Annotated in this window: 16 protein-coding genes; 10 read left to right on the top strand and 6 right to left on the bottom strand. The window is 70.4% G+C overall.

Annotated features, from left to right (window positions below; genetic code table 11):
* The first annotated feature begins 168 nt into the window (after window positions 1–168).
* From AB0K60_RS27235 to AB0K60_RS27265, 7 genes are read left to right on the top strand one after another with little or no spacing between them, the layout of a single operon-like run.
* Window positions 169–1,395: an ROK family transcriptional regulator gene (locus AB0K60_RS27235; protein ID WP_364060918.1), complete on the top strand. Its 1,227-nt coding sequence runs from the start codon at window positions 169–171 to the stop codon at window positions 1,393–1,395.
* Window positions 1,396–1,421: 26 nt separating this feature from the next.
* Window positions 1,422–2,966 (top strand): sugar ABC transporter ATP-binding protein, encoded by a 1,545-nt coding sequence (locus AB0K60_RS27240; RefSeq protein WP_364060921.1) that lies wholly within the window; start codon window positions 1,422–1,424, stop codon window positions 2,964–2,966.
* On the top strand, window positions 2,963–3,964 hold the full coding sequence (locus tag AB0K60_RS27245) for an ABC transporter permease (RefSeq protein ID WP_364060924.1): 1,002 nt from the start codon (window positions 2,963–2,965) through the stop codon (window positions 3,962–3,964). The genes AB0K60_RS27240 and AB0K60_RS27245 overlap by 4 nt, the downstream gene beginning before the upstream one ends.
* 59 nt (window positions 3,965–4,023) lie before the next feature.
* Window positions 4,024–5,091 (top strand): ABC transporter substrate-binding protein, encoded by a 1,068-nt coding sequence (locus AB0K60_RS27250; RefSeq protein ID WP_364060927.1) that lies wholly within the window; start codon window positions 4,024–4,026, stop codon window positions 5,089–5,091.
* Window positions 5,092–5,108: 17 nt separating this feature from the next.
* Entirely contained in the window at window positions 5,109–6,299 is a 1,191-nt protein-coding gene (locus tag AB0K60_RS27255; protein WP_364060930.1) for a Gfo/Idh/MocA family oxidoreductase, read from the top strand.
* Complete coding sequence (locus AB0K60_RS27260) at window positions 6,296–7,306, top strand: sugar phosphate isomerase/epimerase family protein (protein ID WP_364060933.1); 1,011 nt, start codon at window positions 6,296–6,298, stop codon at window positions 7,304–7,306. The genes AB0K60_RS27255 and AB0K60_RS27260 overlap by 4 nt, the downstream gene beginning before the upstream one ends.
* 35 nt (window positions 7,307–7,341) lie before the next feature.
* Window positions 7,342–7,497, top strand: coding sequence for a hypothetical protein (locus tag AB0K60_RS27265; protein ID WP_364060936.1), 156 nt, complete (start codon window positions 7,342–7,344; stop codon window positions 7,495–7,497).
* Here AB0K60_RS27265 and AB0K60_RS27270 read toward each other — a convergent pair.
* The 5 genes from AB0K60_RS27270 to AB0K60_RS27290 all read right to left on the bottom strand — a co-directional run bounded on the left by AB0K60_RS27270 (window position 7,494) and on the right by AB0K60_RS27290 (window position 9,880).
* Window positions 7,494–7,952 (bottom strand): deaminase, encoded by a 459-nt coding sequence (locus AB0K60_RS27270; protein ID WP_364060939.1) that lies wholly within the window; start codon window positions 7,950–7,952, stop codon window positions 7,494–7,496. The genes AB0K60_RS27265 and AB0K60_RS27270 overlap by 4 nt on opposite strands.
* Window positions 7,953–7,971: 19 nt before the next feature.
* On the bottom strand, window positions 7,972–8,640 hold the full coding sequence (locus tag AB0K60_RS27275; protein ID WP_364060942.1) for a dihydrofolate reductase family protein: 669 nt from the start codon (window positions 8,638–8,640) through the stop codon (window positions 7,972–7,974).
* A gap of 47 nt (window positions 8,641–8,687) precedes the next feature.
* Window positions 8,688–9,074, bottom strand: a complete 387-nt coding sequence (locus AB0K60_RS27280) for an STAS domain-containing protein (RefSeq protein ID WP_364061399.1) — start codon at window positions 9,072–9,074, stop codon at window positions 8,688–8,690.
* A 125-nt stretch (window positions 9,075–9,199) separates the two neighbouring features.
* On the bottom strand, window positions 9,200–9,391 hold the full coding sequence (locus tag AB0K60_RS27285; RefSeq protein WP_364060945.1) for a ferredoxin: 192 nt from the start codon (window positions 9,389–9,391) through the stop codon (window positions 9,200–9,202).
* A gap of 45 nt (window positions 9,392–9,436) precedes the next feature.
* A complete protein-coding gene (locus AB0K60_RS27290; RefSeq protein ID WP_364060948.1) occupies window positions 9,437–9,880 on the bottom strand; it encodes a TIGR03618 family F420-dependent PPOX class oxidoreductase in 444 nt (147 codons plus the stop codon).
* 97 nt (window positions 9,881–9,977) lie between these two features.
* On the opposite strand from AB0K60_RS27290, the gene AB0K60_RS27295 reads away from it, so the two are divergent.
* The 3 genes from AB0K60_RS27295 to AB0K60_RS27305 all read left to right on the top strand — a co-directional run bounded on the left by AB0K60_RS27295 (window position 9,978) and on the right by AB0K60_RS27305 (window position 11,828).
* Complete coding sequence (locus AB0K60_RS27295; protein ID WP_364060951.1) at window positions 9,978–10,628, top strand: class I SAM-dependent methyltransferase; 651 nt, start codon at window positions 9,978–9,980, stop codon at window positions 10,626–10,628.
* 135 nt (window positions 10,629–10,763) lie between these two features.
* On the top strand, window positions 10,764–10,937 hold the full coding sequence (locus tag AB0K60_RS27300) for a hypothetical protein (protein ID WP_364060954.1): 174 nt from the start codon (window positions 10,764–10,766) through the stop codon (window positions 10,935–10,937).
* Between the two features lie 39 nt (window positions 10,938–10,976).
* On the top strand, window positions 10,977–11,828 hold the full coding sequence (locus tag AB0K60_RS27305) for a hypothetical protein (RefSeq protein WP_364060957.1): 852 nt from the start codon (window positions 10,977–10,979) through the stop codon (window positions 11,826–11,828).
* On the opposite strand, the gene AB0K60_RS27310 is transcribed toward AB0K60_RS27305, so the two are convergent.
* Window positions 11,797–12,456: a helix-turn-helix domain-containing protein gene (locus AB0K60_RS27310; RefSeq protein WP_364060959.1), complete on the bottom strand. Its 660-nt coding sequence runs from the start codon at window positions 12,454–12,456 to the stop codon at window positions 11,797–11,799. The two genes, AB0K60_RS27305 and AB0K60_RS27310, sit on opposite strands and share 32 nt — an antisense overlap.
* Window positions 12,457–12,532 lie beyond the last annotated feature (76 nt).

Consider the following 12,532-nt stretch of genomic DNA (forward strand, 5'->3'; position numbering starts at 1 on the left):
CTAGTTCACGGACGCGTCGCGGCGCTCACGGTCACCCCGTGGGCGCCGTTTTGTGTTCGCGCCGCGGTCCGACTTTGTTCGATGATCGACGGAAGTGGACGCCAGCGAAGGACATTTCGGCGAAGTTAACTCTTGATTTCGGCGTAAGTTCGCTCATATCGTCTGCGCATGACCTCCCCAACGGGAGAGGACCGGACGGTACCCGGCTCTCCAGGCGACGTGCTCACGCTGATCGGCGCCGGCTCGGCGACCACCCGCTCCGATCTGGCGCGCATCACCGGCCTGGCCCGTTCGACGATCTCCCAGCGGGTGGACCAGCTCATCGAGAGCCGCCTGGTCAGCGAGACCGAGAGCGGCGAGTCCACCGGCGGACGCCCGCCCCGCCAGCTCCGGCTGCGTACCGCCGACAACCTCGTCGCGGGCGTCGACCTCGGCGCCACCCACTGCCGGGTCGCCCTGCTCGACATCAGCGGGCGCACCCTCGCCTCCTGCGAGGACCACCTGCTGATCGCCGAGGGCCCGGAGACGGTCCTGGCCCACGCGAGCCGCCGCATCCGCGACCTGCTCGCCGAGGCGGACCGCCCGGTGGAGGCGCTGAAGGCGATCGGCATGGGCGTCCCCGGCCCGGTCGAGTTCGCCACCGGACGGCCCAACAATCCGCCGATCATGCCCGGCTGGAACGAGTACCCCATCCCCGAGTTCTTCGCCGAACGCTACGGCGACGCGATCGTCCTGGTCGACAACGACGTCAACGTGATGGCCCTGGGCGAGCACCGCTCCGCCTTCCAGGACACCGGCTACCTGCTGTTCGTCAAGGTCGGCACCGGCATCGGCTGCGGCATCATCGCCCAGGGGCGGCTGCACCGGGGCGCCCAGGGCAGCGCCGGCGACATCGGCCACATCCGGGTGAGCGGCCACGAGGACGCCGGCTGCCGCTGCGGCAACAGCGCCTGCCTGGAGGCGGTCGCCGGAGGCGGCGCGCTCGCCCGCCGCCTCACCGAGCTGGGGTTCGCCGCCGAGTCCGGCTCGGACGTGGTCGCCCTCGTGCAGGGCGGCAACACCCAGGCGCTGCGCCTGGTCCGGGAGGCGGGCCGGCTCATCGGCGAGGTCCTCGCCAGCCTGGTGAACTTCTTCAACCCCGAGGTGATCGTGATCGGCGGCGTGCTCGCCCGGATCCACGACCACCTGCTGGCGGGCATCCGGGAGACCGTCTACCGGCGCTCCCTCCCGCTCGCCACCCACCACCTCGCCATCGTCCCCACCCGCACCGGGGCCGACGCCGCCGCGCTCGGCGCCGGAATCCTCGCCATCGAGCACTTCCTCGCCCCCGACAACATCAACCGCATCGTCAACGACGCCGACGACGCCCGGCCGCTCACCACCGCGGGCGGCTGATCCCCTCCGGTCCCCTGGAGGCGACCATGCCCGAACCCACCCCCCTGCTGCTGATGCGGGGCATCGTCAAACAGTTCCCCGGCGTACGCGCCCTCGACGGCGTCGATCTCGACGTGCGCGCGGGCGAGGTGCACTGCCTGCTCGGCCAGAACGGCGCCGGAAAGTCCACCCTGATCAAGGTGCTCTCCGGCGCGCACCAGCCCGACGCGGGCGAGGTCCTGCTCAACGGCGCCCCCGTACGGCTCGCCAACCCGACGGCCGCCATGCGCGCCGGAATCGCCACCATCTACCAGGAACTCGACCTGGTCGACGGCCTCAGCGTCGCCGAGAACATCTTCCTCGGCCACGAGCACGCCACCTTCGGCTTCACCCGCCGCGGCGAGGCCAACCGCGCGGCCCGCGAGCTGCTCGCCCGCCTCGGCCACGCCGAGATCCGCCCCGGCACCGAGGTCGGCCGCCTCTCCCCGGCGGCCAAGCAGGTGGTGAGCATGGCCCGCGCGCTCTCCCACGACGCCCGACTGATCATCATGGACGAGCCGTCGGCCGCCCTCGCCCACGACGAGGTGACCAACCTCTTCCGCATCATCCGCGAGCTCATCGCGCAGAACGTCGCCGTCGTGTACATCTCGCACCGCCTGGAGGAGATCCGCGAGATCGGCGAGCGCGTCACCGTGCTCAAGGACGGCCGCACGGTCGCCGTCGGCCTGCCCGCCCGCGACACCCCCACCCCCCGGATCGTGTCCCTGATGACCGGCCGCAACGTCGAATACGTCTTCCCGCCCCGCCCCGACCCGGTGGACCGCCCCCAGGTGCTGCGCGTGGAGGGCCTCACCCTGTCGGGCCGCTTCGCCGACATCTCGTTCACCGTCGGCGCGGGCGAGATCGTCGGCTTGGCCGGCCTCGTCGGCTCCGGCCGCTCGGAGATCATCGAGACGATCTACGGCGCCCGCCGCCCGTCCGCGGGCCGCGTCCTGCTCGACGGCCGCCTCGTCCGGCCCGGCAGCACCCACGCCGCCGTACGGCAGGGCATGGGCCTGGCCCCCGAGGAGCGCAAGGCGCAGGCCCTGCTGCTGGAGGAGTCGGTGGCCCGCAACATCACCCTGTCCGCCCTGACCCGCTACGCCCGCCTCGGCTGGCTAGACCGCCGCGCCGAGACCGCCGAGGTGAACCGCCTCATCGAGACCCTCGACATCCGCCCCAGGGACCCCCGCCGCCCGATCAAGACCCTTTCGGGCGGCAACCAGCAGAAGGCGGTGCTCGCCCGCTGGCTCACCGAACGCGCCGCCGCCGGAAACGGCGCGGGCGGCCTGAAGCTGCTCCTGCTCGACGAGCCCACCCGGGGCGTCGACGTCGGCGCCCGCGCCGAGCTCTACGCGGTGGTGCGCCGCCTCGCCGACAGCGGCATCGGGGTGCTGCTCGTCTCCAGCGAGGTGCCCGAGGTGCTCGGCCTCGCCGACCGCGTCCTGGTGATCCGCGAGGGCCGCCTCGTCCACGAGGCCCCGGCCGACGAGCTCGACGAGCACCGCGTCCTGGACCTGGTGATGGTCACCCACGAAGGAGGCACCCCGTGACCGAGACCAACTCCGTGCAGGCGGCACCGCCGCGGCTGCGTCTGGGCCGCATCACCGAGGCCCGCCACCTCGGGCTGCTCGTGGCGCTCGCCCTGCTGGCGGTGGTCGGCCTGGTGACCCGCCCGGAGAACTTCGCCACCTCCTCCAACCTGGTGAGCATCCTCGCCCTCGCCGCCACGATCGGCGTCATCACCGTCGGCATGACCTTCGTCATCATCGGCGGCGGCATCGACCTGTCGGTGGGCGCGATCATGGCGCTCGCCTCGGTCTGGGCGACCACGCTGGCGACCCAGTCGTACGGGCCGTGGGTGATGGCGCTGTGCGCGATCCTCGTCGGCACCGGCGCGGGCCTGGTCAACGGCTTTTTGGTGGCGTACGGCCGGATGGTGCCGTTCATCGTCACGCTCGCCATGCTGGTCGCCGCCCGCGGCCTCGCCCAGCGCATGTCCGACCGCCGAACCCAGCTCATCCAGCCGGACAACTCCGCGATCGTGGAACTGTCCACCACCCGGTGGCTGGGCCTGCCGCTGCTCGTCTACATCTTCGCCGTCGTCGTGGTGGTCGGTTGGATCGTTCTCAACCGCACCACCTTCGGCCGCCGCACCTACGCCGTCGGCGGCAACCCGGAGGCGGCCCGTCTCGCCGGCATCGACGTACGCAGGCACACCATGCTCCTGTACGCGCTGTCCGGCCTGTGCTGCGGCATCGCCGCGATCCTCATCATGGCCCGCACCACCACCGGCTCCAGCACCCACGGCGATTTGTACGAACTCGACGCGATCGCGGCCGTCATCATCGGCGGCACGCTGCTCACCGGCGGCCGGGGCACGATCATCGGCTCCATCCTCGGCCTGCTGATCTTCACCGTGATCACCAACCTGTTCATCCTCAACGGCCTCAACACCAGCGACCAGCTCATCGCCAAGGGCCTGATCATCGTCATCGCCGTCCTGCTGCAGCGCCGCGAGGGAGTGCCCAAACACAACCTCCGCACCTAGCCCCCCCGGTTGCCCCCCCCTTTGCCCCCCGTTGCCCCCCGTTTCGCAAGGAGAACCACATGTCCCGTCAGGAAGAACGACTCGCCCGCCGTGGCTTCCTCCTCAGCGGAGCCGTCGTCGGCGCCGGCGCCCTCGTCACGGCCTGCACCAGCAACGAGCCCGCCGCCCAGCCGAGCGCCGCGCCGTCCCAGGCCGCCGCGGGGGGCACCGACAACGACAAGCCGGGCACCGAGGTGACGATCGGCTTCTCCGCCCCGGCCGCCGACCACGGCTGGATCGCCGCCATCGCCAAGAACGCCGAGGCCCAAGCGAAGCAGTACCCCGACGTCAAGTTCGTCCCCGTCGAGCCGACCAACGACATCAACCAGCAGATCTCCGCCGTCGAGTCGCTCATCCAGCAGAAGGTCGGCGTGCTCGTCCTGCTGCCCAACGACGGCGAGCAGCTCAACCAGGTCGCCCGCCGGGCGATGGACGCCGGCATCCCGGTGGTCAACCTCGACCGCATCTTCCCCGACAAGCTGTCGTACCGGACCTGGATCGGCGGCGACAACTACGGCATGGGCGTCGCCGCCGGGCACTACATCGGCAAGAAGCTCAAGGACAGCGGCGTGTCCAACCCGGTGATCGTCGAGATCCAGGGCATCGCCACGCTGCCCCTCACGCAGGAGCGTTCCAAGGGCTTCGAGGACGCGCTGAAGACGTACGGCTTCAGCGTCACCGCCAAGCAGGACGCCCAGTTCACCGTGGAGACCGGCACCGAGGTCGCGACGAACCTGCTGCAGGCGCACAAGAAGATCGACGCCATGTGGAACCACGACGACGACCAGGGCATCGGCGTGCTCGCCGCGATCAAGGAGGCGGGCCGCGACGAGTTCTTCATGGTCGGCGGCGCGGGCTCGGCGAACGCGATGCGCGAGATCCAGTCCGGCAACAGCGTCCTTGAGGCCACGGTCACCTACAGCCCCACGATGGCGTCCTCGGCCATCAAGCTCGCCCGCCTGATCGCCCAGGGGAAGGGCATGAGCGACCTGGTGGAGAACCAGGTGCCGCAGTCGATCACACTGGCATCGGAGACCATCACCAAGGACAACGTCGCGCGGTACCTGCCGCTCGGCTTCGAATCCTGAACCAGGGGGTCAGCGACGTGGCATCGAACTCGGGGAACACGCTGGGCGTCGGGATGGTGGGCTACGCCTTCATGGGCCGGGCCCACTCCCACGCCTGGCGCAACGTCTCGGCCTTCTTCGACCTCCCGGTACGGCCGGCGCTCGCCGTACTGGCCGGGCGGTCGAAACAGAAGGCGGAGGCCGCGGCGGCGAGCCTGGGATGGTCCGCCGCCGTGACCGACTGGCGCGAGCTGGTCAAACGGGACGACGTGCAGATCGTGGACATCTGCACGCCCGGCGACTCGCACGCCGAGATCGCCATCGCCGCCCTTGAGGCGGGCAAGCACGTGCTGTGCGAGAAGCCGATGGCGAACACCGTCGCCGAGGCGGCGGCGATGACGGAGGCGGCCGAGCGGGCCTCGGCCCGCGGCGTGCGCAGCATGGTCGCCTTCAACTACCGGCGGGTCCCCGCGGTCGCCCTCGCGCGCAAACTCGTCGCCGACGGGCGGCTCGGCGAGCTGCGGCACGTGCGCGCCCAGTACCTGCAGGACTGGATCGTCGATCCGGACTTCCCGCTGGTGTGGCGGCTGCGGAAGGACAAGGCGGGCTCGGGCGCGCTCGGCGACATCGGCGCGCACATCATCGACACCGCCCAGTTCATCACCGGCCGGCTCATCACCGGCGTCTCGGCGATCACCGAGACGTTCGTGAAGGAGCGCCCGCTGGCGGAGGAGTCGGCGGGCCTGTCGGCGGCCGCAGGGGCGTCGGCGACCGGTCCGGTCACCGTGGACGACGCGGCGCTGTTCATCGGCCGCATGGAGGGCGGGCTGCTCGCCTCGTTCGAGGCCACCCGCTTCGCCACCGGCCGCAAGAACTCGCTGCGCATCGAGGTCAACGGCTCGCTCGGCAGCCTCGCCTTCGACTTCGAGGCGATGAACGAGTTGTGGTTCCACGACAACACGCTCCCCGGCGGCGAGGCCGGATTCCGGCGGATCATCGTCACCGAGGCCGACCATCCGTACGTCGGCTCCTGGTGGCCCCCGGGACACGGCCTCGGCTACGACCACACCTTCACCCACGAGGCCCGGGACTTCCTCGAGGCCGTCGCCACCGGCGCCGACCCCTCGCCGTCGTTCGCCGAGGGCCTGCGGGTACAGCGGGTGCTCGCCGCCGTCGAGCGCAGCGCCGCCGCGCACAGCCACTGGACCAACGTCGAGGAGGACGAATGAGCACGCGACCCGTGACCCTGTTCACCGGCCAGTGGGCGGACCTGCCGTTCGAGGAGGTGTGCCGGCTCGCCGCCGAGTGGGGCTACGACGGGCTGGAGATCGCCTGCTGGGGCGACCACTTCGAGGTCGACAAGGCCCTCACCGACGACTCCTACGTCCCGCGCAAGCGCGAAATGCTGGAGAAGTACAACCTGGGCGTGTGGACGATCTCCAACCACCTGGTCGGCCAGGCCGTCTGCGACGACCCGATCGACGAGCGGCACAAGGGCATCCTGCCCGCCCGTATCTGGGGCTCCGGCGATCCCGAGGGCGTACGGCAGCGGGCCGCCGAGGAGATGAAGAACACCGCCCGCGCGGCGGCCCTGCTCGGGGTCTCCACGGTCGTCGGCTTCACCGGCTCGTCGATCTGGCACACGGTCGCGATGTTCCCGCCGGTGCCGCCCGCGATGATCGAGGCCGGGTACCAGGACTTCGCCGACCGCTGGAACCCGATCCTCGACGTGTTCGACGAGGTCGGCGTGCGTTTCGCGCACGAGGTGCACCCGAGCGAGATCGCCTACGACTACCACACGACCGTGCGGACCCTGGAGGCGATCGGCCACCGCCCCGCCTTCGGGCTCAACTGGGACCCCTCGCACATGGTGTGGCAGCAGGTGGACCCGGTCGGGTTCATCCTCGACTTCGCCGACCGCATCTACCATGTGGACTGCAAGGACACCAAGGTACGCGTCGGCGACGGGCGGCGCGGCCGGCTGTCGTCCCACCTGCCGTGGGCGGACATGCGGCGGGGGTGGGACTTCGTCTCCACCGGGCGCGGCGACGTGCCGTGGGAGGACTGCTTCCGCGCGCTGAACTCGATCGGCTACGAGGGCCCGATCTCCATCGAGTGGGAGGACGCCGGCATGGACCGGCTGGACGGCGCGCCCGAGTCGCTGGCGTACATCCGCCGTCTCAACGCCATCACCCCGCCGTCGGCCGCCTTCGACGCCGCGTTCTCCTCCGAGTGACCGGCCGGCGATGAGCCGGGGATGACGGGCGCCGCGTGCCTGGCCTCGATCCGTACGCGAAGGTCGCGGCCAGGCACCGGCCTCCGATCCCGCAGGCCCGGGACGAAACCTGCCGCCGGCCCTCGTACAACCACTCGGCCTGGGGCAGCGACCTGGACCGTGACCTCTACCTGGTGACGCCACCGATCTAAGAAAGAAGGTGGGCGTTGGGTTCGCGGGCGCGGTCGGCGAGGTCGGGGATCTCGACCAGGGTGACCCCCGCCGCGGCGAGCCGCCCGGCCCCGGTGCCCTCGACGAACACCGCCGGCTCCCGCCAGGCGAACACCACCCGGCGGATCCCGGCGGCGATGATCAGCTCGGCGCAGGTCAGGGGGCGGGACTTGCGCCGCCCGCACGGCTCCAGGCTGCTGTAGACGGTCGCCGAGGTGAGCCTCGGGTCGGCAGGATCGATCTTGGCGAGGGCGGCCTCCTCGGCATGCTCGTGCGGGTCCCGCTCGCGGGAGTGGCCGCGCGCCATCTCCTCGCCGTCCGCGCTGACGACGACCGCGCCGACCGAGAACGCGGTGTCCGAGGGCGGGCACAGGCGTGCCAGATCGCAGGCGAGTGCCAGCCGGCGACGGTCGTCCGGCCCCTGATGCTGGTTCATGCGACCCCCTTGCCCGGCTTCAGCGCAGGAGATAGCGCAGCAGGACGACGTCGCCGATCCGGGTGACCTCGGTGAGGTTGAGCCGCCCGGACGGGAGCCCGCCGCCGTCGAGCACGAACCGGGGCGCGGCGGGATCGCCGACGAACACCGGGGCGATGACGAGTTGGAGCTCGTCGGCGAGCCGGTGGCGCAGGAAGCGGGTGTGCAGCCCGCCGCCGCCCTCGACCATGAGCCGCCGTACGCCGCGCCGCCCGAGGTCGTCGAGGACGAGGCCGAGGTCCACCGAGTCTCCGGCCCCGCCGGTGTCGATGACCGTCGCCCGCTGCAGCAGCGGCGTGAGCCGGCGGGCGGCCGGTGGGGAGGCGTACACGAGCTTCTCCCCGTCGCCTGCGGTGAAAAAGGCGCTCTCGGGGTCCAGGTCGCCGCCCGCGGTCAGCGTCACCTTGATCGGGTGCTCGGGCAGGCCGCGCTCGACGCGTTCCCGGCGACGGTCCGGGGAGCGGACCAGCAGCCGGGGATTGTCGGACCGTACCGTCCCGGCGCCGACCATGATCGCGTCACAGCCGGCGCGTACCTGGTCGACGCGGTCGAAGTCGTCGGCGTTCGACAGTAGGAGCCGCTCGGGCGAGGTGTCGTCGATGTAGCCGTCGATGGACATGGCGCAACTCAGCAGCACGTACGGCCGCATGCCCCTCACTCTCACTCGCTGTGGCGGTCGCCTCTCCCGGACGCCCGTCAGTTGAAGGCGCGCCCGCCGGGCACCGCCGATGGGGGCCAGCTCTGCTGAAAGAGGTCGTCGAGCACGTCTTCGACGCTGTCGTGCACCTCGAACAGATCCTTCACCCCGCTCACCCGCAGCAGCAGCTCCATGCGCCTGCCGACGCCGCACAGTACCAGACGCCGGTTGGTCGCCTGCATGATCTTCAGGGCGAACAGCAGGGCCTTGACGCCCGCCGCGTCGCAGAAGGTCACCCTGGCCAGGTCGATGACGACGAGCGGGGTGGAGGTCTGAGCCCACACGTCGGCGATGCACTCGCGCACTCTGGGGGCCACAAAGGTGTCGATCTCTCCGTCGAGGTACAGGACCGTGCAGTTGGCCTGCTGCTCCACCTGGACCTCCAGCGTGTCGGGGACTACCGGCGGGTGTCAGCCGCTACCGAGCGTCCCAGAAAAGCCGCGCATTGTGCCAGCCCACATGATGACTTAGGTATCTGTAGAGCTGTGGAGTCATGGAACTCCAGCTCGCTCTACTCCTCCAGGGTCAGGGCGGCCTTCGGGCACGACCGTACGGCGTGGCGCACCCGGTCGCGCATCTCGGCGGGCGGTTCGGGCAGCAGAATGTGCAGCCTGTCGTCGTCGTCGAGCTCGAAGACCTCCGGCGCGAGCCCCACACACACGCCGTTCGCCTCGCACACCAGCTCGTCGACCGTCACCTTCATCTTGTTCTCCTCGCTCTACGGTACGTCGTCGGACCGTAGAAAACGCTACTCCTGCCCTGAGGCGGTCAGCTTCCGATGGTCCCAGGAGACCACCCGCGTCGGATGAACGACGAAGGCGACCCGCTTGCGGGCCGTGTGCTCGATGTGGTCGCGCATGGGCTCGACGTCGTCCAGGCCGGTCATGCGCCTGGCCACCTCGGTGCCGATCGTCAGGACGGATGCGGGGTCGTCGAGGCGTTCGACCGTGCCGTACACCATGACGCCGCGCAGCTTGTCGTAGTCCTCGCCGGCCTCTACCAGGCAGGTGATGCGGGGGTCGCGTTCGAGGTTGCGGGTCTTCTGGGCCTTGCCATAGGTCCAGAAGCAGATCCGGCCGTCCAGGACGCCGTAGAACATGGTCACCAGGTGCGGCGTGCCGTCCGGGTTGATCGTGGCGAGCTGGACCTTCCGAGCCTCGGCGATGAAGGCGGCCACTTCGTCATCGGTCATCGCAATGCGAGCGCGCTGATTCACGCGGAAAGTAGAACATGATTCCGTTCGGCGCGACAAGGGACCGCTGGAATATTGTTCTGCCCGGGGAGGATTCATGACCGACAGCACCGCCGCACCCGAGATGCCCGCCGACCTGCTGGCCGCCGCCGAGCAGGCCAAGGGCTTCATGCCCGCCGACGAAGGCCGCGCGCTTTTCGAAACCGCCTTCAGGTACGGCCCGCTCGGCCCGATCTGCGAAATCGGCACCTACTGCGGCAAGTCGGCCATCTACCTCGGAGCCGCCGCCCGCCTCACCAACTCGGTCGTCTTCACCGTCGATCACCACCGCGGTTCCGAGGAGATCCAGCCCGGCTGGGAGCACCACGACCCCGAACTCGTCGATCCCCGCTTCGGCCGCATGGACTCCCTGCCGTTCTTCCGCCAGACCATCGCCGCCGCCGGCCTCGAAGACGAGGTCATCGCCATCGTCGGCCGCTCGGAACTCGTCGCCCGCCACTGGAACACCCCACTCGCGATGCTCTTCATCGACGGCGCCCACTCCGAGGAGCCCGTCACCCAGGACTACGAGGGCTGGTCCCCACACGTCATGCCGGGCGGCGCGCTCGTCTTCCACGACATCTACCCCGACCCGGCCGACGGCGGGCAGGCGCCGTACCGGATCTATCTCCGCGCCCTCGCATCAGACGAGTTCCAGGAGGTACGGGTCCAGGGATCGCTGCGGGTGCTGGAGCGTGTCCACGGCTAGCCGCAAAACACCCACAATCCGAACGGGCATGGACAATTTGCCGCATACGCTGGCCGACCGCTTCCCGTCCGCCCGCACCCGAGTAATTTGTCCCCGCCGTTGCCGGATGCGTGGCGACAGAAAGCCTGCTCGCCGATGAAGGAACTCAAGCCCGGCGGCGGGAGCGCCTGGCGCACGGTGGCACGCCCTGACTGCCATGATGCGGTGAGGGTGTCGTGGCGCGATCACGTGGACGTCGACGTGGTCGGCCAGGCCGACACCGCCGAGAAGCCGTTCCACCAGGCAAACGTCGATTGCCGGGTGTTCTAGCGTGAGGTACGTCACAGCGACGAGGTAAGGGGAACCCGTATGCAGGTGCGTGGCGTCCCCGCACAGCCGACCATGGCGCCCGCGGGCCGCCGGTCCGCGGGCACCATGGCCGCCGCCTTCTACGGCCGGCTGGTCCGGCACCCGTGGCACGACCCGGAACACGACGCCTATCAACTGTTCTACCAGCGGTCGCTCGCCATGGGCTGGCTCGATGAGTCGGCATCGGGGGGAGAGGGCGAGCCGGTCGGCGCCTTTGGCCTGTGGGCCATGAACGACGCCGGGTGGGACCACCCGCTGGCCGCTCCCGGCGCGGGACTGATCGCGTGGTTCCAGGTGGAGGCGGCGGCGGTCGCCGGCGACCGGCCACTACCGGTGCAGCCGTTCCTGCGGTGCGCCTGGGAGGCGATGACGCGGGCCGGTAAGCCGGATGTGTCGGTGTCGCAGATCCTGCTACCGGTTCAGGGCATCGACGCCTCCGCCCGCCCCCCGTACGCGGTCATACCGTCGATGGGGACACGCGGGTGGTTCGCCGAGTGTGATCCGGCAGGGCGGACACCGGTGGAGGTCGGCGTCAACAGCGGTCGCGACCTGTCGGTTCCCGCTGTCGCCGGGCGGCTCACCGACCTTCTCGGCCACTTGGAGCAGGATGTGTTCACCTGCGAGTCGTACGACGTCACCGGCCGAGACGACGTTCTCGCCCCGCCGTTCGACGACGGCTTCTGGAACGGCCCGCCCCTGCACGGCGTAGTGCTGCGCGGCCGGCTCGCGGAGCGGTCGCCTGACGCCGCCGGGTGGCTGGCCGAGGTCATCGCCGACGCCTGCGCCCACCTCGGCGTGCGCTCCCCGCTGCTGATCACGGTCACGCAAGGTAGTCGCCTACCGAATCGGTAGAGCTCGCCAACATGACCGGCCGCACCCCCACCGAATGCCGAACGCCTCCAGCAGGCTCGGGGGCCTGAAAGGCCTGGATCATCAGGGTGGCGTAGCGGCGGGAGGCGGTGAGGCGGGCGGGGGTGGAGGCGGAGGGGAGGCCGCTGTGGGCCTGGAGCATGAGGATGAGGTCGGTCAGGGTGAATTCCTGGCGCAGCTGACCGGCGGCCTTGGCGCGTCTGGTGAGTTCGGCGAGTGACTTGAACGCGTGTTCCCGGGCCGCTGCGAGATCGGCCGTGACGGGACCTTGCGCCAGGAACGCATCGGTGAAGCCCTGGTTGCGCGCCTGCATCTCGCAGACCCGTTCGATCAACCGGCGGAAGCCGCGCCAGGGGTCCGGGTCGGCGCAGTTCTCGTCGAGGGAGGCCTGGCAGGCGCGCATCTCCTCCGCGAACGCCTCGGTGACCAGTGTGCGCTTGGTCGGGAAGTGGCGATACAGCGTGGCGGGGCTGACCCCGGCGTGCCGGGCGATCGTGCGCGTCGGTACGTCCAGGCCTTCGGCGGCGAAGAGCTCGCGGGCCGCGCCGAGGATGCGCTCGCGGTTGTCCCGGGCGTCCGCACGCAGCATGTGAGGCAATCGATCGGTCATCGCTCTCACTTTAGGCATTCGGACGGGGGTGTCCGATTAGCGTCCTAACCGTCGCGTTTGAACTGGTGGGGAGGGG

Source organism: Thermopolyspora sp. NPDC052614 (genome assembly GCF_040678635.1).
GTDB lineage: Bacteria > Actinomycetota > Actinomycetes > Streptosporangiales > Streptosporangiaceae > Thermopolyspora.

Excerpts from the sequence above, each read along its gene's own strand:
- AB0K60_RS27305 (WP_364060957.1), top strand. The coding sequence starts at position 10,977 with ATGCAGGTGCGTGGCGTCCCCGCACAGCCGACCATGGCGCCCGCGGGC.
- AB0K60_RS27285 (WP_364060945.1), bottom strand. The coding sequence starts at position 9,391 with ATGAAGGTGACGGTCGACGAGCTGGTGTGCGAGGCGAACGGCGTGTGT.
- AB0K60_RS27250 (WP_364060927.1), top strand. The coding sequence starts at position 4,024 with ATGTCCCGTCAGGAAGAACGACTCGCCCGCCGTGGCTTCCTCCTCAGC.
- AB0K60_RS27275 (WP_364060942.1), bottom strand. The coding sequence starts at position 8,640 with ATGCGGCCGTACGTGCTGCTGAGTTGCGCCATGTCCATCGACGGCTAC.
- AB0K60_RS27290 (WP_364060948.1), bottom strand. The coding sequence starts at position 9,880 with ATGACCGATGACGAAGTGGCCGCCTTCATCGCCGAGGCTCGGAAGGTC.
- AB0K60_RS27260 (WP_364060933.1), top strand. The coding sequence starts at position 6,296 with ATGAGCACGCGACCCGTGACCCTGTTCACCGGCCAGTGGGCGGACCTG.
- AB0K60_RS27270 (WP_364060939.1), bottom strand. The coding sequence starts at position 7,952 with ATGAACCAGCATCAGGGGCCGGACGACCGTCGCCGGCTGGCACTCGCC.
- AB0K60_RS27240 (WP_364060921.1), top strand. The coding sequence starts at position 1,422 with ATGCCCGAACCCACCCCCCTGCTGCTGATGCGGGGCATCGTCAAACAG.
- AB0K60_RS27310 (WP_364060959.1), bottom strand. The coding sequence starts at position 12,456 with ATGACCGATCGATTGCCTCACATGCTGCGTGCGGACGCCCGGGACAAC.
- AB0K60_RS27235 (WP_364060918.1), top strand. The coding sequence starts at position 169 with ATGACCTCCCCAACGGGAGAGGACCGGACGGTACCCGGCTCTCCAGGC.
- AB0K60_RS27300 (WP_364060954.1), top strand. The coding sequence starts at position 10,764 with ATGAAGGAACTCAAGCCCGGCGGCGGGAGCGCCTGGCGCACGGTGGCA.
- AB0K60_RS27295 (WP_364060951.1), top strand. The coding sequence starts at position 9,978 with ATGACCGACAGCACCGCCGCACCCGAGATGCCCGCCGACCTGCTGGCC.